This window comes from Ensifer sp. EB106-03-01-XG145, assembly GCF_058792075.1.
In genome coordinates this window covers 1-18,860 of record NZ_JBYTEC010000043.1, presented here as the reverse complement: position 1 = coordinate 18,860, position 18,860 = coordinate 1, and the positions used below count along the sequence as shown (strand labels likewise).

The window sequence follows — 18,860 nt, the reverse complement described above, 5'->3', positions numbered from 1 at the left end:
GAGCGCTTTGATGCAGCCTCACTCTGCCAGAGCGCCGGCCGCTGTTCACTCCTCATGGGATCTATAGGCGATGTTGCTGGTCAAACCGTGGGTCTCGAACCTCTCGGAGAAATAGCGTTCGCTGTAGGAGAGGTTCTGACGGGAAAAAGCGCAAGGAGCCGATGTTTTCGACCGGACGGATGAAGCCGAGGTTAGGAACCGGAGTCATACTACGTTGCGCTTGTCACCATACACATTCGTGTGTATAATCTGGAAATGAAGAGCGGTGATATCATTGTGGCCTTGCAAAAGGATGGCTGGTACGAGGTCGCCACCAAGGGCAGCCATGTTCAGTTTAAGCATCCCGAGAAACCCGGGCGCGTCACTGTTCCACACCCGAAACGGGACATCCCGATCGGAACACTGAAGAGTATCGAGAAACAAGCCGGACTTAAACTGAGGTAACGAACATGCGCAATTATATCGGATTGATCCATAAGGACGCCGACAGTGATTACGGTGTGTCCTTTCCCGATTTTCCTGGCCTGATCACTGCTGGAACCGACCTCGACGATGCGCGAGCTATGGCCGAAGAAGCCTTAGCCCTACACATCGAAGGTCTAGCCGAAGACGGCGAAGCAATTCCCGAACCCTCCACACTGGAGGCGGTGATGGCAGACGCGGAGAACCAAGACGGCGTTGCAATTCTAGTTGGCGTCAAGACGGAAGCCAGAAGAGCGGTTCGCGTAAATATCACTCTGCCAGAAGACGTCCTAAAGGCAATCGATGCGTTCGCCGAAGCCCAAGGGTTGACCCGATCAGGCTTCTTGGTTCGAGCTGCCAAGCATGAGATCGGCCACGCAAACGACGACTACAACGATAACTACGCAGAGACGGGGCCAGGGGCCTAAGTGGAACTTTGTCTCCACCACCCGTTTACGACGCTGATTGTCTTGCGATGGCGGAAGCACGAAAACCAAAGCATTCGAATATGGCCTGACGGCCCGAGAGCAGACACACTAGCTCGCCTTGAACCGATCTGAACCGCCGACCTCATAATTGGCAACGCATCTATTTTGACGGGATCCCGCCATATGAACGGATTCGAAGCGTTTATCCGCTGAGTGATAGGCTACCCGACGCGGTCTTCGCGAAATGTAATTGCCGATTTTGTGATGCCGGCTGCACCGCCGGAACTGGCATCCCGCGCCTCCGGTCAACGCGTTGCCTGTTCGGCCGTAAGTGCCCGTTCGCGGGTGCCGGAAACAATGATCTCCAGAATCTCGTGTTCGTCAGTTTGCTTGATATAGCGGTCGCCGACATACTCGCCGCGCTTCAGCACCATCACGCGATCGCCGACGGCAAAGATATCGACCAGCCGATGAGAGATGATAATCTGGGCTACACCCTGTCTCTTCAATTCCAGCATCGTTTCAAGCAGGCGGTCGGTCGCCATCACCGAAAGATTGGCGGTCGGCTCATCGAGGATTACGACCTGCGGCTCGAACGAAATGGCGCGGGCGATCGCTACGGATTGCTGGCGGCCACCCGACAGGCTTTCGACCTTCTGATAAACGGAGTTGACGTCGACCTTGAGCCGTTTCAGGACCTTGTCGGCCTCCGCATACATCTTCCGCCGATTGACGAACGGGCCTGTGAGCGGCCAGCGGCCCAGAAAGATGTTCTGCCCGACGTCCAAGTTCCCGCACAGCGCGAAGTCCTGGTAGATCATCTCGATACCGACGTCTCGGCTCTCATGCGGGCTCTTGAAATGCACCGGCTGTCCGGCGACGAAAATCTCGCCAGCGTCGCGCTGATATGCACCGGTCAGGATTTTCATTAGCGTCGATTTGCCGGCGGAATTGTCGCCGACGAGACCGAGGATCTCGCCGGGATAAAGCACCAGGTCGACCGAGCGTAGCGCCTGGACGGCAACGAATGACTTTTCGATGCCCCGCATTTCCACGATCGGTGTGCCTTGGGTTTCAGCGGGCATGGGTGGCCTCCGATGCTTGTCCGCGTCGCGCCAAATAGGACCGCATACGTCCGAAGATATTGGTCTGACGCACCCAAATGTCGACGAGCACGGCCACGATAAGGATGACGCCGATGAAAACATTGATCCAGTGCTGCGGCATGGTGAACCCCTGGACGTTCAATTGTAGCAGCGCCCGCACGAGCGTGATCGCCGCGGCGCCGGCAAGCGAGCCGATGATGGTGCCGTAACCGCCGAAAATCGATCCGCCGCCGATGATAACCGAGGCGATGGCGTCCAGTTCGCGGAACTGGCCGGCGACGGGGTTGAAGCTGCGGAAGTAGGCGACGTTGATGATTCCGGCCATGGAGGCGCAGAGCGCCGACAACAGGAGCGCGAGGAAGCGCACGCGGTTCGTGTTGATTCCCGCATAAGCCGCGGCACGGAGGTTGCCGCCGGTGGACATGACCTTCAGTCCGAACGGCAAGTAAGCGAGCACAAGGCCGGCCACCAGGGCAACAAAGAACATCCAGATCGTCTGCACGCTGACGACTTCTGCGACGGTCCGAAGAAAGCCAGGCGGCAGCGAAAAGCCGAAATACAAGAGGACGTCGTTCGCCTTGCGGCCGAGCAGGTTGTAGCTTTCAGGCCAGCCCGTCAGTTGCTGGCCGGCGACGAACCAGGCGGCCAGGCCGCGGGCGATGTAGAACATGCCCAAAGTAGCGATGAAGGCCGGCAGCTTGAAACTGACCGTGACGCTGGCGTTGACGAGGCCGGCTGCCATTCCGACAAGCAGGCCCATCGCCACGGCGGTCATCGGGTCGGCGCCCAGCACCTTCAGGAAATAGGCCGCGGTGCTGCCGGAAAGCGCAAGCACAGCCCCGACGGAGAGATCGATATCGCCGGCAGCGATGACATAGGTGAGCCCGACCGCGATGAGGGCAAGTTCTGTGTAGTTGAGCAGGATCGCGAACGTGTTGGAGAGGTTCCACCAGTAGTCGGGCCTGAGGGCGAGCCCCGTCAGCCACAACAGGACGGTCAGGATGATGGCAAGCGCGTCGCGGCGGGCGAGAAACTTGCCGAACCCGGTAGCCGTCAGCGCCAGGTCGCTCGCCATCGCTCCCTTGGTCTGGACGCCCTCGAGGGCCACGCCGCCCATCTCATAGGCGGGGGGCGGCGGGCGGCCACGCAGCCACGCCCAGAAGCGGCCCGCGACCTGGCGGCGGATGAGGTAGGGCTCTATCAGCACGGCAGTGACGAGAAGGAGGCCAAGGAAAACCAGCACCGCGCCCGCGGGCAAGGTGAACCTGGCATTGACCGCAATATTCTCGCCGTCGATGACGACGATGCGCGTGATCGGCCATCCTTCGCGCAAGACCTTGTCGATCAGCACGACGACCGCGGCCCCGAGGCAAGAGCCTAACACGCGACCGCGACCGCCGAGGATCGACGCGCCGCCGATGACCACGGATGCGATGACGGTGAGTTCCCAGCTGACGCCATAAAGGGGGGTTACGCCCTTATCCTGCGCCGCTGACAGGAGAGCCGCAAGGGTCGCGCAGAGCGACGAGATCAGGTAGGCGCGGATGCGCACCCAGCGCGTGGGAATACCGGCATAAACTGCCGCCTGTTCGTTGCCTCCGGTGGCGAGTGTCTCGTAGCCCCAGCGGGTCTTGGCAAGCACAAAGGCTCCGAACGCGGCAACGGAAGCGAAGACGAGGATCTGGTTGTTGAAGCCGAGGACATTTATTTCGCCCAGGTGGAAGAAGAGCGGAAATTCACCCGCCTTGCCGGAATAATAGATCGCCTGGCCGTGCGTCAGCGCCAGCACGAAACCGCGGCCGATGAAGAGGATCGTCAGCGTCGCGATGAATGCCGGTGCCTTCAGGATGGTCACGAGCACGCCGTTGAGCAGCCCGATCGCCGTCCCCAGCAGCAGACAAAGAACGACCGAGGCCGTGATCCCGAGATCGAGAAAGCTCGGTGAAAAAAGCCGGGCGAACACGACCGCGACGATACCGTAGGTGGAACCTACCGACAGATCGAGGTCCTTGTTGACAATGACGAAGGTCATGCCTACGGCGATGATCCCCACGCGAGAGGTGTCGCGCAGCAGGGCGTGAAGCGCGCCCGTCGAGGCGAAGAAGGTCGGATTGGCGAACACGCCGCCGACATAGAGCAGGACAAGGAACAGGAGGAGACCGGCCTCCCAGCCGCCGGCGAGCTGCGGAGGCGCGCGGCCGAGCGATGTTGTCTCTACAGGCGCCATGGGTTTGTCCGGTTGACCTCTGCACTTCTGCGGGCGGCAGGACCGTTCAGCCCTCCCGCCCGTGTGTCAGGCGGCTCGAGCGAAATCAGTTCTCGAAGCGCTTGCCGACATTGGCGACGGTCGCCTTCGTCACCAGTTGGGCCCGCGTGTCGAGGTTGGCGGCCGAGATGCCGCGGTCGATCTGCAGGTAGAGCTGCATGACGGGCCAGAAGCCTTGCAGGAACGGCTGTTGTCCCAGCGAGCCCGTAAGGTTCCCCGCGGCGATGCCCTCTTGCTGCGCCGGCCCCAGGTCGAAGCCGAAGGCGCAGAACTTGCCGGTCCATCCCATTTGCGCGACTGCCTTGACGAGGGGCGGCGTGAAGACATTGTTTGCAGTGAAGGCCCCGACGACGTCACCACGCGACTCGAAGAGCGACACGAGCGCGTTCACGGGATCGTTCGGGTTCGTGTCGATGCCGACATTCTCCGGCCCGGCGTCCACCTTGAAGTTTTCAAGCTTTCCGGCGTCTTTCAGCGTCTTGACGATGGCATTAAAGGCCGAGGTCACCCGATTGTTCACTTCGATATTGCCCATCGCGGTCGAGGACGGCAGCAGGATCGAGCCGCTGGTCTTGCCGCTGTCGAGCACGCATTTGGCAAGTGCTTCGCCACCGATCGCGGCCGCGGATGCGTCCTGACCGGTATGACTGATGCTGCTGCGGTTGAGCAGCGTCCCGTCAAAGGAGTTCGTCGTGGCGACCGGAATGCCCTTTGCTTCGGCGGCCTTTACGATGTCGTTGTAAGCGCCGATCTGCGGTGTCGTCATGATGATGCCGTCGATCGTCGGATCCTGAACGATCTGATTAAGGATTTCGATCTCGCGGGCCGGATCGTCCACCGGCGACTCCGAGCCAAGCAGCAGGATCTTGGCGCCGATCATGTTGCCGGCCACCGTGGCGCCAACATAGACGGGATCGAAAAAGCCGTTCCCGGCCGTGTGCGTCACGATACCAAAGGTGAGGTGTCCGTCGGCCGAATGGAAGTCCTTGGTACCGGGCGCCTCTTTTGCGGCGTCCTCGAAACTGTAGCCTCCGACCGCCTTCTCGACACTGCCTGATTGCGCGGATGCATACGAGACGCCAAGCGAGAGCGCCGCGACCGATGCTGCCGCGTGCAACAAAATACGCCTCATAACTATTTCCTCCCTTGAAAGGGGCAGAAGCCGTTCGGGCGCGCTAGTCGAGAGGGCCGAATGCCTTCCTCCCACGACGCTAATTTTCCGCGTAATTCCATCGTAAGTAAATGGTGAACGCGTGTGCTCGCGAATTTGTTTGCCGGCGTCATTAAGTTGTTATCCGCCGAAGATGAAGCTGGAATGCGAAGGTGCAAAAAAGCGGACTCGGCGGGCATTCGATCGCGGAGATACACGCCATGATCTTGCCCTCCAGCGCCGAAGGCATTCGGCTACTGGGTATGACGCTGTCGTCGCTCGATACGACCGAGGGCAAATACGAACCACAGCTTACTTTTGCACTTTGACCCGGGCTGCTTAACAAACGATTGCTATCCGAATAAGCAAGAAGGGGACGCTCAGAACTGCTCCAACTTGGAAGCCACCTGTGTCCCCTTGCGTGCAGGTCTCGGAAAAGCCCAGCGCTTGCAGAATACACGCCACAATTGTTGAGACGAATGCAGATCTCTGCATACTAGAATGCGGCTAACAGAGCTCTATCAGCATCTGCCGGAGGGCCACCGCAAACGTCGCCCCCGCGGATCGAGGAAGCCGCGTGACGGCGCCTTTCCTGCCGCCTGCAGAATATCGCAACGTCCTGACTCTATTGGGGATCGATCGCAGTTCGGGCATTGGGAGGACGACTTGCTGATCTTCGAACGTGATCTCGGCAATGCCAACCTGACCTCGTTGGTCGAGCGCAAAAGCCGCTACACCGTGATGATCAAGAATCCGAGCCGGCGCTCGAGACCGATCATGGACAAGATCATCGAAACGCTCTCACCTTTGCCAGCCTTTGCGCGGCAGAGCTTCACCTTTGATCGCGGTACGGAGTTCGCCGCTTTTAGGGCTTTGGAAGAATCGGATTCCAGCGCCAGAATTTCGTGGACCGTCGAACGGTAAAACGGCAGGTTCAGATCGGACCTTGTGGGGGGCACGCCGAGCTGGTATTTTCGGATGCTGGAGCGATAGGCGTTTTAGTTGTTTCTTTGTCAAGGGATACGACACCGCTGGTGTCGCAGCAAAGGGATGAGTTGGCACTCACCGCACGTGCGGTAGCTTGCCGAAAAGATCTTGCGAGTGGGTTGCGAGCTTACGCCCAACGCCAATTCACGAGAGAGCACGTGAACTTGCGGCATGACCCCGCCGTATCGGACAGGGATCACGGCAAGCTTCAATTCTATCCAATCTGAACAACTGAATTACACGCGGGAATAGGCGGGCGGCTGCGCGTTTCCGCCTGTTCTTGTCATGGGGGTTAACATGGCCAAAAGTACCTCGAAGGCATTGCCCGACACGGTTTCTATTCTTGAGGACGCCAGCCGAACGGGGAATGTGCTCTCAAACGATACCGGGCTCATCCAGGTTACCAAGACGAAGTTCGCAGGCAGTTCGTTCAACGTGGCCTCGGGCGGCACGACGATTCAAGGGACTTACGGCTATCTGACGATTTGGCCCGATGGCAGGTACAGCTACACCGCCAATACGCCGAAGGCCGAAAGCCTCGCTGAAGGGCAAACGGGCACGGATGTTTTCACCTATACCGCCGTCGACGCAAACAAGAAGACCATGAGCACAACGCTCACGCTGACCGTCACCGGCGTAAACGACGGACCGCTCGCAGTGGTCGATTCCTTCTCGGTCAAGGAGGACACCAACAATGCGGCCTTCCCCAACCCGGTGAGCGGCAATGTGCTTGCCAATGACACCGACGTGGATCTAGCCGACACCCACACGGTCTCGGCAGTCAACGGTTTGGCAGCCAATGTTGGGGCCGGCGTCCAGGGTACCTATGGCACGTTGCGGCTGAACAGCAACGGCAGCTTCACCTATACCCTCGACAACTCGAAGCCGTCAGTGCAGGCGCTTACTGACGGCCAGACGGTGACGGACGTATTCACCTACACAAATGCGGACAACCATGGTGCTTCGTCCACCACGACCGTGAAGATCTCCGTCATAGGCACCAACGACGCGCCGGTTGCGGTGGCCGATGGCGCCTCGGTTAGAGAAGACACCAACAATGCGGCGTCTCCCAACCCGGCAAGCGGTAACGTCCTTACCAGCGACATCGATCCGGATTCCGGCGACGGGCACACGGTCTCAGCAGTCGACGGCTTGGCAGCAAATGTCGGGGTCGCCCTCCAGGGCACATATGGCACGCTGCGGCTCAATAGCGACGGCAGCTTCACCTATATTCTCGACAACTCACAGCCGTCCGTGCAGGCCCTCGCTGAGGGCCAGACGGTAACTGATGTGTTCAGCTATACCAATACGGACAACCACGGAGCCTCGTCCACCGCGACACTGAGGGTCACCGTAACTGGCACCAACGATGCGCCCATCGCTGGGAACGATGCACCGTCGACCGGTGTCAACACGGCGCTTGTTTTCGCCGCCGCAGATTTGCTCACCAACGACAGTGATCTCGATAAGGATGCCTTAGTTGTGACGGCTGTTTCCGGCAACAGCGATACCCATGGGACGGTGAGCCTCGATAACGGTACGATCACCTATGTTCCCGATCAGGACTTCGCCGGACAAGCGTCGTTCATGTACGAGATTTCGGACGGCAAAGGTGGTAGCGCGACGGCAACCGTGAGCGTCAGCGTCACATCAGCCCCGCCCGTCGCGGTGGCTGATGCAGCGTCGGTCAAGGAAGACACGAACAACGCGGTCTTCGCCAATCCGGTGGTTGGTAACGTTCTGGCAAACGACACCGATCCGGATCCAGGCGACACGCACGTGGTCTCGGCAGTCAACGGCGCGGCGGCGAACGTTGGGGCCGCCATATCAGGCGCATATGGCACGCTGTCGCTCAGCGCCGATGGCGCCTTCACCTACACCCTCGACAACCTGAACCCATCGGTGCAGGCACTCCGTGACGGCCAGACGGCAACTGACGTGTTCAGCTACACGAACGCGGACAACCACGGCGCCTCGTCCACCACGACCCTCGCGATCACCGTCACCGGCACCAACGACGCACCCACCGCCGGGAGTGATAGCTACAACTGGAGCATGGATACGAGCATCACGATTCCAGTGCGCAAGGGCGTCCTGGGCGATGACAAAGATGTCGATGGTGATCCGTTGCACCCGGTTCTTGTTTCCGGTCCCTCCCATGGGACGTTGGCGCTCAATGCGGACGGCTCTTTCACCTACACGCCGAACACCAACTATACAGGCAGCGACAGCTTCAAATATGCCGCAAGCGACGGGATTGCCACGAGCAACACCGCAACCGTCAATATTCACATCAGCGACACGCACGAATGGGCGACCAATATCTACCCAAGCGGCGACCCGGCGGGGCTGGGCTGGAATCCGTTTACGGGGACCCTCTTTCTTGTCGACTCTGAAGCCGATGAGTCTCCCTATTTCTCGAACGATAATATGTTCGAACTCAACACCAGAGGTGAACGTCTCGCGACGATTAGCCTGGCGGCCTTCACCAAAGAACCCACAGGCGTGGCCTTCGGCGTTGATCCGAACACCGGGCAGCACCTGATGTTTGTCACCGATGACGATAAGAAGAAGGTCCTGGTCCTAGTTGCTACGGACCCTTCACATCCCACACTGATCAGAAGTTTTTCGACGGTTGGGCTCGACAGCACGGTCATCGACACGGAAGACGTCACAATCAACCCTCAGACCGGCAATCTCTATATCGCCGGAGAACTGACCCACTCGATCTATGAGGTCACGCAGGCGGGCGATCTGGTCCGAAAGATCGAGCTGCCCAACCCGATCACCAATCCGGAAGGCATCGCCTACGACGTTCAGAACAACGTCTTCTACGTCGTTGGCTTCTTCAGCCAGAATGTGTTCAAGGTGAGCGCCGACACCGGGCAGATCCTGGAAACGATCACAGACCTAACGAAGCGACCAAATCCGTATAATGACGGCAGGGGCCTCTATCCCAAGGGCGTCGAGCTCGCCCCGTCCAGCGACGATCCAAGCAAGATGAGCCTATGGGTCGCCGACTACGGATATGACCAGCATGCAACACCCGACGGAAGGCTCTTCGAGATTCCGCTTCATGTGCCGTTTGAGAATTCTCTTTTGGTTTGATGTTTGATCCAAATCTCCGCTGATCCCCGCAAGGACGATGGAGAGGTTTTCTGACTTTACGCTTCCAAAAGCAGCGGAGTGGCGGGTTTGGAACGGCGCTCGTGTGTGGCTGGCCTTGCCTGCCGGACTTCCCGGCGGTGGAAGCTTCCCGTCTCCTCTTCGGGGTCGGAACAACTCGAGGCCTTCTCGGTCCGGCACGCCGGCTGACAAACCATTTGCTTCGCGAATGGCACAGCGGGCTGCGACTTCTTGCCTGCCATTTGGGCGCCATCATCCACGTTGGCTCAAGATTTCGATATGTGACCGACCTGCTCTTCCACGGCGTTAAGGGATCAGCACCGCTCCTTCTGTCAGGTCGCGGTTCCTTTGAGAAAGCCTGCCGCACGTCCTCGCGCGGCAGGCTTCTTGTTTCCATTTGTTGCTCTTTCAAACTCTTAGAGCGTGCTTGATGGACTAGTTGCCCAGCAGTCGCCTCCAGTCTGTGCGGTTCGAGCCAGATTCACTTCCTCATTCGTGCTGCGAAACCGGTTGGGGGCGGCGCCCATGCCCGGGGTGGTGGTGGTCCTCGGCGAGACGAAAGAAGAAGCCTTGCGCAAACACGAACTCTTCAGCGGCGCCGGTTCGGAAGACGGCCTGATCGCACGGTTCGTCAAGGAGAACGGCATCGATCCTGACGGCTTCGATCCGGATGCGGCGCTGGACGCCGAGCGCTTTATCCCGGATCCCAACCGTCTTCAGGCGGTCGGTATGGGTCTGGGGCTTTCCGATCTGTTGACGCACGAGAGACTGACGGCAAGGCAGGGCGTGCGCCGCTCCGAGGGCCACCATCGGCTACTACTCGGGACTGCAGATGAGGTGGCAGATGCGCTGATCGACCTGTGGGACGATGGCACCGTCGACGGCTACACGCTTCAGCCGCCAAGAGCACCTGACGATATCGAGGAATTCGTGAAAAAAGTCGTCCCGATCCTCCAGGACCGCGGTGTTTATCGCAGCCGCTACGAGGAGCGCACCGTCCGCGAACGTTACGGTTTGCCGTTTCCAGCTGATTGAAGATAGGTCGTGTCGACCCGGCGTCAGGGGGCAAGCGGCTTGTCTTCCCGATTGCGAAAACTGGCCCTCACCAGCCTTTGCACCGCACATGCAAAGACGCCGGTTTGAAATGCCTGCTTTCCCGCTTCAGATTACCCGTGCTGTTACAGAGTGGATCGAGTTGTTGCCGTAGCCCAGCCGGTTCCACACGGCGTGTTCGGGTTGTGTCCGGCCCGCTGTGTCGGTGGCGCGCGCCCGCACGGTGAGTGGCCCCGTCTCCTCAAGTCGCGTGATCAACTCCCACCATTGCCAGGCAGCCCGTCGTCGTTCGCCAACGAGCCGTGCCTCGCACCAAGGTCCGTCGTTCAGGCATACATCGACCCTGGATATACTCCCGGCGCCCGACCATGCGACACCCCGGATCGCGGTCTCGCCGCGCGGCAGGTTCTCCCCCTCATCAGGCGAAGATACCAGCGCTCGCACGTTCATCAGCTTCACCGGCGCGCGCTCGTCATGCCCGTTGCGCACCCAATGGTACCAGTACTTCTGCGCCTGATAGTACGCTTCGCAGGGTTTGTCGGTAACGACGATCTCGGTCAGCCACTTGACGGACGCCACCGCATACCAACCGGGCACGATCAGCCGCAATGGATAGCCATGAGGTGGTGACAGTGGCTCGCCGTTCATCTCGTAGGCAAGAAGCGCATCCGTTTCACCGATCTGGTCCAAGCTTAAACCACGCTCGAAACGAACCGGCGCGCCGTGCCCATCGACGACCCCGCTGTCGGCGCCGCGGAAGGTGAGTTCCGTCGCCCCGGGTGGCAGGCCCGCGCGCTCAAGCACCTCCATGAGGCGAACCCCGGTCCACTCGGCGGTGCTGACGGCGCCCAGTCCCCAGGCTTCGCCGGGTACGGCCGGATCGAATAGGCTGCGGCCGTTGCCGGCGCATTCCAGCGTCACCACGAGGCTCTCCGCATGAAGGTTGTGAAGCTCCCTCATGCTCAGTTTCAGTGGCCTTTCGACCAGCCCGCCGATCGACAGCCGGTAGTCATCACCGCCAAGGTTCGGAATATCGAAGTGGTTACGCAAGTAGAACCGACCGTTCGGCATCACGGCACCGCCTGCAAGGTCCGGCACCGAGGTCTCGCCATTCAACGGATTAACGCTGTGAATGAGAAGGCCAGCCTCGATGGCATCCTGGCACGCATCTGCGGGGTTGAGCACCTCCGCAGACACGTCCACCGGGCGCCCATCACAGCCGCCGCTCGAAACCATCGCAGCGCAGGTCATCGCTGCCGTCACCTCGACCTCGCCGGCTTGACGGAGAGGCGTCAAAAAAGCCTGAAGCACGGTCTCATCCGCTGCCGCGGCAATGAAGAACAGTGAATGTGAGCCCTGTGCGACAACTTCCCCCTTGATCAGCACACCGTGGCGGGCAGCGCTCGGCCGGCTCAAATGGTTCAACAGCATCGCGCCTTTGGCCGGATCGCGCGCGGGACAGGTTTCGGGTGAGTGCCGATGGTGCACAATGAACAGAGGCATCGAAAACTCCCTGCTGGGGTTTCGTGGAACTGGCTGGTCGGTCTGATACGGTCAGTGGTGGTCCTTCGGCCACTTCGGCACCTGCATGATCAGATAGAACCGCGCCGCTTCCCGGCCAGGATTAGACACCGGATTTTTGGATGAACATGCCTTGTCAGCCGCGCTAGGAATAGGTTGGCGGTTGATGTTGTGAGGCTGAAGGTCCGCTTTGGGGGGGGATCCGAGACACATCCCCCGCCTTGATGCGACTCGAACTGATGGTGCGGTACCTGCCATGTCAGCGGAGACACTACCGCCGGAAATGAGAGTAGAATCCGTCAGAGGGAGCGCCTTGAGCAACTCGGCGATCATCACAACTGACGGTCGTCGTGCTCACCTTGCGACAGCAGGATGTCCTGCAGGAATCGGAAGAGCGACCCCGCCAGGAAGCAGAGTGCCGCAACGAATAGTACGGCGGCGCCCGGTTCGTGACGGTATCCAAAAAAGGCTACGACGAAGCCGAAGAGGAGCAGAAGCGTCACGCCGATTCCGGCTAGCAACGCCAGGTACAATGCGCTGTTCAAGAGGCGTTCACGCCGCCTCAGTTCCCCGATTCCCTTCTTCAGCGGGGCTCGGGCGACGTCACCGTCGTCGATCTCGCGGAGGTTTCTGATCCGCTCGGTTACGCCGGAAATCCGATTGACCAGGACCGCCACCATCGCCGCGACGCCATTCAGCATGAACGCCGGCGCGACCGCGTGATTGATCATCGTTGAAAGCTGATCGGCTTCGACTGACATACGGGCACCTTCGATCGGTACGGCACGAATGGACGACCGCGGCGCCGTGGTGGCGCTACGGAATGACATTGACTGCACGCGCAGCCACGAGCACGAGTGTCAGCAGTGAAATGGCACTTTCGAGCATCATCAGCCCCTTCGCACGCCGGGTGAGTGGCAGCACGTCGGTAGGACTGAAAGCGGTCGCCGTATTGAACGCCAACGACAGGTAATCGACGTAGAGCGGCCGCCAGTCTGGCGGCGCTAGTTCGGGAGCCGACGCCTGGGGAAACAGCCAGTCGGGTCTTCCCGCCATCCCACGCGCGATGCGCGACGGGCCACCCGCGTCGATCTGCCAGTAGAGTAGCGAGAAGGTGAGAACGTTGGTGACCCAAATGGTAAATGACGACGTCAAGAGCGACACTGAGCGCGTCTCGGGAGGGTGCACGGTGATGATCCCGACCATATCTCCGAGTTCCGCTGCCGTATTCCCCGCGTAGACGCTGGCAAGCAGCATGACGGCGACGTGCTCGATCCGTAGCCACACAGCGTTGTCGGTCGATAGCGTTACCAGGACCATTGGAACGATAGCTGCTACCAGAACCACGTACGATATCCATCGCGGCATGGCATAGACGTGATGCGGCAGCACCTCCAAGAAGGCGAATACCGCAAGGATCGCCACCACCGGAGGCCAGCGTGGTTCGTCACGGCCTGCTTGGATGACATCGCTCATCGCTGCGCCCCCTGCGGCCATTGGGACATGCCGAAGTAGCGGACGCCGTCGAGCGGCGTCCGCGGGGTTTCCCCCACCATCAAGCCGCGACGATAGATGCTCGGCTGCATCCATCCGATGTCGTCGCGCATGATGAAGAGGATGTTGGGTTTCCGGGTCTCCTGCGCGTGCATTGTAGTGGTACTCGCCAGCAGGCTACCGGCGGCGGCAGCCACCGCTGTGAGGATCTTTGCCGTTCGTCTCATTCTGATGCCTCCCTCCGCGTGGATGGCCACGTTGGTTGAAAGACGTGTCAAAGCTAAAAGAGAGACAATTCGGATAGCTCCAAGTTGCGACGCACAAAATGGACAGAACATGGCGCTTCGGGGCACGCATATTTGCCCCTCGACTTGCCGAAAGAGGGCATCACCACTCTTCCATATGTTTTCTACACTGTACTAGCGGGCGCAGGATATTGCCCTTTAGGGAACCAACCAGCCGGGCCGCTTGCGTTTCGACACGGGAACCAGCCCGCCTCCTGCTCAGAGGCAGGGTTGAGCCGATCCGCGCTTTCGAGCCGCTTGAGGCGGAAATCTATGCGAGCGGCGCAACGCAGGCGTACATGGAGCTGCCTTCGAAGAGCTGGAGGCCGGCGATACTCGTGCCGTAGCTTCATTCGCTGCGCTGGTCGGTCGCAATCCTGAGGACCCGCCCGCTGGCTTTCACCTGAAGCGACTTCATGCGCAACCATCAACCTCAAGTATTTCCACTGATCGGCTAGTCTGTCAGGACCAGCTCATCGTCCAAACCTTCATTCCTCCCTGAAAGCGCGGGCGCAATCCCTTGGGCGTTGGCTGGTATCCAAGCCGGTCAGTTCCCGCCAAGCGTGTTCGAACCTCGAGCTTGCAGACTGCCAGGGGGGCATGGCCTTCGCCGCAGTTACGCGCGCCAAAACAGGGCCACCTGCCCTCTCAACGGTTACGATCACGCTCCGGTGCCTGTCGTTTTCTGCGATCCCGTCCGCAACCGATCTCCCGCGCGCCACCGCCTGGCTGTCGCTAGCATGAAACGCTCCGGTGTGGTCGCGATTGACCGTCCCAAGAAGATGAATGTGAAAGAGGTATCGGCGCATCTTCGTACTCGAACACCGGCACGGTTTTCTACTTCTTAGCAGTTTCTAAAGTTCTTTGCGCGTGACAGTTGCGTGACGTCCCTCGCCGCCTGGTTGCCCTGTTGGGGCGCTATCATCCGCTCATCTGTCTTGTTGCAAGCGGGCTCTGTGTTCCGAAATGGTTCGATGCCAGAGGCTGGTCGCACCTCCGCCTGCACTGCAGGGAGAGATCGAGACCGCCTGCGATCTGGAGAAATCCACCGTCGGCCTGGTTCGTTCCGGGCCGCCCCCTACCCTCCTCGCTTTCGCTCATTCTGGAAGCCCTGCCTTGAGATAGCCTCCGATAAAATGCTGTCGGTCGGCATCATCCCCGAAGGGCTGCGTCCGACCCCACTGCCGGGCCGAAAAATTCGGAAATTCCGAGAGGAATTCCCTTCCCACCCTGCGCGCTTCCGCGGTACGGTCCAGTCGCGCGAGCGCGGCGGCGAGATTGCGTTTTGAGCCAGGTCCACCTGCCTGTGGGTGACGGAGAGTTTCGACAGCATCCTGATATCGACCAGCAGCATACTGGGCCCAGCCGAGGAACGAGTAGTGGTCGCCCGGAGGATAGGGATTAAGGCGAAAACTATTCTCGGCGCATTCAACAGCCTCATTTGCACGCCCCTCGAACACCCGGAGATCGGCAAGGTGGGCCCAACCCGCAGAGTGATTGGGATTGAGCCGAAGCCCCAGCTCGAACTCGGCCACTCCCGCTTCGAACTCGCCCTCATAGGCGCGCAGGTAGCCCAGCACGATATGCGCGTCGGCGTTTTCCGGATCTATCTCCACGGCTTTCGCGGCGGCGGTGCGGGCGGCAGCGCGGTGCTCGTCGATAGGCTCGCCGTAATAAAGCGCATCGAAATGGTGGCTCATCGCGAGCCAGGCATGCGCCCCGGCAAAGCCCGGATCGATCTCCATGGCCCGAGCGAGGAGCGGACGGGCAGCCCTTGTTTCCCTTAGCGATTGCGTCGCGAGCGCTCGCCCCCGAACGAACAGGTCGTAGGCCTCGAGATCGGTAACTCTCCTGCTTGGAGGGGGTTTCGCCGACGGCAGGACGTCGGCCAGGGCGTTGATCACTTTGGTGACAACTTCATCCTGCAGGGCAAAGATATCCGCGAGGTCGCGGTCGAGGCGTTCCGCCCAAAGACAGGTGGCGTTGGTGGCGTCGATAAGCTGCGCATTGATCCGGAGGCGCGCCGCCGCCCTCCTCACGCTTCCCTCGATAAGATAACGAACCCCCAGTTCCTTGGCGATCGCACGCAAATCCAGCGCACGATCCCTGTAGGCAAAACTCGAATGACGGGCGATCACCAGGAGGCCTTCAACTTTGGAAAGATCGGTGATGAGGTCTTCCGCGAGGCCGTCAGCGAAATACCCCTGCTCCGCATCGCTGCTCAGGGTGGCAAACGGCAGCACGGCAATCGAAGCCATCCGCGGCAGTACCGGAACGGCATTCGGCTGGCCGTCCTCCCGTCCGCGGGTAGGTCCCCAGTCCACCCGGAAAACCCGAATGGGGCGGGCAATGTTCTTCAGCAGACACTCACCCTGATCAACGAAGTGCATCGGCAGCTTGCGGTTGACTTGCTCGTGAACGCTGTGACTTATAAGCACGCCGCCTGGCTCGGCCAAGGCCTCCAGACGGGCGGCGACATTGACCCCATCTCCGAACACGTCGTCCTGGTCAGCCAGGACGTCCTCGAGGTTGATACCCATTCGGAAAACCAGTCGGCGATCTTGGTCAACATCCTTGCTCCACTCGGCTGTTGCTCGCTGGAGATCAACGGCGCAGCGCACCGCTTCGATGGCGCTCGCGAATTCCGCCAGGAACCCGTCCCCTGCCGTTTTGAAGATGCGCCCCCGGTGTGTTTCGACCGCTGGCCGGGCGACGTCGCGCAGCAGTCCCTGCAGCCGTTCGTGAGTGTCCTCCTCGTCACGCTCCATCAAGCGGCTGTAGCCCGCGACATCCGCCGCAAGGATGACTGCCAGCTTCCTTTGGGGTGCGGCAGAAACCAGAGTTGGTTTGTCGTCGTCCGGCATTGGAGGAGGTTACGCTGCACAAGTTCTGCCTTCAACAGGCATCACGGTACAGCGTGTTGAGATTGGGGATGCTGCTAACCAGCGGGCACACACACAACGCCATTCTCCTTAGAGTTGATCGCACTTTCATGTTATATCCTCGCTGTGTGGTCCGTTTGCCTCCTTGTATCAAAGCATATCCAGGACAGAGCAGATGGCGGCGGAACACCCGCCAGCAGGTTTGCCTGAACATTGATCCGAGGCCGTTGCGCTTCGATTCCTACGATGCCGTCTCGTTGGGAGGATGTGTCATGGCGGGGATACTTGACGCGGTTGTCGTAGGAGCGGGTTCGGCCGGGCTTGGGATCAGCTATTTCCTCAAGCAGCAAGGTCGCGATCATCAGGTGCTTGAACAGGGCCGCATCGGAGAAACGTGGCGGACCCAACGTTGGGATTCCTTCCGTTTGAACTCGCCGAACATCCGCTCGTTGCTGCCCGGTGATGCCCCCGACGTTCCTGACCCTTGGGGCTCCTGCACGCAGCATCAATTCATCGCCTACCTTGAAAGCTATGTCGAGCGGCATCGTTTGCCGGTGATAACCGGCACTTCGGTAGGGGAACTGTGCACGGATGACGGGCTCTTTCTCGTGACGACGCCGCGCGGCGTACTTCGGGCCCGCAACGTCGTAATCGCGAGCGGTAGCCTGAACTGCCGAAACGCCCGCCTGCGTCGGCGGACCTGCCCGGAGCGCTTCGCCAGCTCGATTCCTCGGCCTATCGCAATGCCGCCGAACTAGAGCAAGGTGCGGTTCTGGTAATCGGTAACGGTCAATCGGGCGGCCAGATCGCCGAGGACCTGGCACTCGCCGGGCGCTCGGTCTTTTTGGCGACGAGCCGAGCCGGACGCCTGGTCCGCTATTATCGCGGCGGCGACATCTTCAATTGGATGACGCTTTCCGGTTTTCTCGACGCCCCGCGCAGCGAAGTCGTGCTTCCTTCCGGGAAGTTGCCGACGCGAGCCCTGCTTGGTGCCACGCACACCATCAGCCTGCAATCGCTGAGTGCCCAAGGAGTCGTGTTGCTCGGTCGCTTCTTGGGTATCGAGAACAGTAGCCTGATATTCGGCGACAACCTGGATGAGCACATGCGCTTTGCCGACCAGAGCTCAGCCGACGTCAAGCGCTTTATTGACGATTACATCCGGCGCGCCGGGCTGAACGCGCCGCCAGCCGAGGATGACCCAGCCGAGATGATCGCCCCACGCCTGCCATATCCACCGATCCGCTCAATCGAATTGGCGACGAGCGGCATAAGGACGGTGATTTGGTGCACAGGCTTCAGAGGCAATTTCCAGTGGATCAAAATCCCGGACACCATCGATGATGACGGCCGGCCTATTCACGAGGACGGGATCGGGCTCGTTCCCGGACTGTATTTTTCCGGCCTCGATTTTGCCTCGACACGGAAATCGGGAATCATAGCGGGGGTTGCTGAGGAAGCAGCACGTCTGGTGAACCATCTCGCCGTGAGATCGGCGAGATAATTCGATTGGGTAACACCTGCATGTTAAGCGCTATTACAGGACCCTTGTGAAGGGCCGGCCCCTTTTTCGGAACGCCGTGTCGGAGTTTCAGCAACTCGGGCGGGCCGACCGAACCTTTCTCAAGGAACGCTCGATGGGTGTCTCGAGACCCTTGCTGGACGCTTCGCGGAATCACGGTGACGCAACCGTCCGACGAGCCTTGAATCTTACCGGTGATGTCGATCCTATCCCTCACCTTGAGGGATTCGAACCAGCTTCGATTGCCCTATCGTTAATTAAGCGAAAGCGTTAATTAACAAAAATGCGGTTTCCTTTATTAAGGGGCCCCTGATCGCTCAGGGCACATTGAACGCGATCCGTGGCCTGCTCACTCGCCTCAGCGCGTCGCGGTGCGTGTATCTGTGGCGGCCGGTATCACTTTCACCTGCCCGGCCGCGCCAGCGACGGGGGATGTCGATGATGTCATCGCGAGACGCGGTCGGGTCTTCCTTATTCCAGGCAACACCAAGCCCGATCGCGAACGGGCCTGAGCTCGAAGTTGCGGTTCGGTAGATCCTTCGTCCATTCCGGCGCAAAGCCGATGCCGAGGCCGGCCGA

Annotated in this window: 10 protein-coding genes and 6 pseudogenes; 6 read left to right on the top strand and 10 right to left on the bottom strand. The window is 60.1% G+C overall.

From position 1 onward, the window contains the following. Window positions 1-63 precede the first annotated feature (63 nt). Window positions 64-193 (bottom strand): annotated as a pseudogene (locus tag AC3WWH_RS33745) (LysR family transcriptional regulator); the annotation flags it as partial. Window positions 194-255: 62 nt separating this feature from the next. On the opposite strand from AC3WWH_RS33745, the gene AC3WWH_RS33740 reads away from it, so the two are divergent. Both AC3WWH_RS33740 and AC3WWH_RS33735 read left to right on the top strand, forming a co-directional pair. Next, window positions 256-444: a type II toxin-antitoxin system HicA family toxin gene (locus AC3WWH_RS33740; RefSeq protein ID WP_053249526.1), complete on the top strand. Its 189-nt coding sequence runs from the start codon at window positions 256-258 to the stop codon at window positions 442-444. A gap of 5 nt (window positions 445-449) precedes the next feature. Beyond that, entirely contained in the window at window positions 450-890 is a 441-nt protein-coding gene (locus AC3WWH_RS33735; RefSeq protein WP_058325335.1) for a type II toxin-antitoxin system HicB family antitoxin, read from the top strand. Window positions 891-1,195: 305 nt separating this feature from the next. Here AC3WWH_RS33735 and AC3WWH_RS33730 read toward each other — a convergent pair whose 3' ends face one another. The 3 genes from AC3WWH_RS33730 to AC3WWH_RS33720 form a co-directional block, all read right to left on the bottom strand. After that, on the bottom strand, window positions 1,196-1,975 hold the full coding sequence (locus tag AC3WWH_RS33730; RefSeq protein ID WP_058325336.1) for an ATP-binding cassette domain-containing protein: 780 nt from the start codon (window positions 1,973-1,975) through the stop codon (window positions 1,196-1,198). Further along, window positions 1,965-4,223: an ABC transporter permease gene (locus AC3WWH_RS33725; RefSeq protein WP_058325337.1), complete on the bottom strand. Its 2,259-nt coding sequence runs from the start codon at window positions 4,221-4,223 to the stop codon at window positions 1,965-1,967. The genes AC3WWH_RS33730 and AC3WWH_RS33725 overlap by 11 nt, the downstream gene beginning before the upstream one ends. A gap of 85 nt (window positions 4,224-4,308) precedes the next feature. After that, the gene (locus AC3WWH_RS33720) at window positions 4,309-5,394 is read right to left on the bottom strand and encodes a substrate-binding domain-containing protein (protein ID WP_058325338.1); all 1,086 of its coding nucleotides are present in this window, start codon (window positions 5,392-5,394) and stop codon (window positions 4,309-4,311) included. A gap of 519 nt (window positions 5,395-5,913) precedes the next feature. Here AC3WWH_RS33720 and AC3WWH_RS33715 point away from each other — a divergent pair. The 3 genes and pseudogenes from AC3WWH_RS33715 to AC3WWH_RS33705 all read left to right on the top strand — a co-directional run. Next, a pseudogene (locus tag AC3WWH_RS33715) lies at window positions 5,914-6,294 on the top strand (IS30 family transposase); the annotation flags it as partial. A 402-nt stretch (window positions 6,295-6,696) separates the two neighbouring features. Further along, a complete protein-coding gene (locus AC3WWH_RS33710; RefSeq protein ID WP_162752588.1) occupies window positions 6,697-9,507 on the top strand; it encodes a cadherin-like domain-containing protein in 2,811 nt (936 codons plus the stop codon). A 540-nt stretch (window positions 9,508-10,047) separates the two neighbouring features. Further along, window positions 10,048-10,560 (top strand): annotated as a pseudogene (locus tag AC3WWH_RS33705) (NtaA/DmoA family FMN-dependent monooxygenase); the annotation flags it as partial. A gap of 126 nt (window positions 10,561-10,686) precedes the next feature. Here AC3WWH_RS33705 and AC3WWH_RS33700 read toward each other — a convergent pair. From AC3WWH_RS33700 to AC3WWH_RS33680, 5 genes and pseudogenes are all read right to left on the bottom strand, one after another. After that, complete coding sequence (locus AC3WWH_RS33700; RefSeq protein WP_058325340.1) at window positions 10,687-12,081, bottom strand: sulfite oxidase; 1,395 nt, start codon at window positions 12,079-12,081, stop codon at window positions 10,687-10,689. A 350-nt stretch (window positions 12,082-12,431) separates the two neighbouring features. Beyond that, the gene (locus AC3WWH_RS33695) at window positions 12,432-12,860 is read right to left on the bottom strand and encodes a DUF2721 domain-containing protein (protein ID WP_058325341.1); all 429 of its coding nucleotides are present in this window, start codon (window positions 12,858-12,860) and stop codon (window positions 12,432-12,434) included. A 55-nt stretch (window positions 12,861-12,915) separates the two neighbouring features. Further along, a complete protein-coding gene (locus AC3WWH_RS33690) occupies window positions 12,916-13,575 on the bottom strand; it encodes a hypothetical protein (RefSeq protein ID WP_058325342.1) in 660 nt (219 codons plus the stop codon). A 62-nt stretch (window positions 13,576-13,637) separates the two neighbouring features. After that, window positions 13,638-13,820 (bottom strand): annotated as a pseudogene (locus tag AC3WWH_RS33685) (arylsulfatase); the annotation flags it as partial. Window positions 13,821-14,974: 1,154 nt separating this feature from the next. After that, window positions 14,975-16,741: an adenylate/guanylate cyclase domain-containing protein gene (locus AC3WWH_RS33680; protein ID WP_058321204.1), complete on the bottom strand. Its 1,767-nt coding sequence runs from the start codon at window positions 16,739-16,741 to the stop codon at window positions 14,975-14,977. Between the two features lie 290 nt (window positions 16,742-17,031). On the opposite strand from AC3WWH_RS33680, the pseudogene AC3WWH_RS33675 reads away from it, so the two are divergent. Then, window positions 17,032-18,263: pseudogene (locus tag AC3WWH_RS33675) on the top strand (flavin-containing monooxygenase). A gap of 420 nt (window positions 18,264-18,683) precedes the next feature. Here AC3WWH_RS33675 and AC3WWH_RS33670 read toward each other — a convergent pair. Further along, a pseudogene (locus AC3WWH_RS33670) lies at window positions 18,684-18,860 on the bottom strand (LysR family transcriptional regulator); the annotation flags it as partial.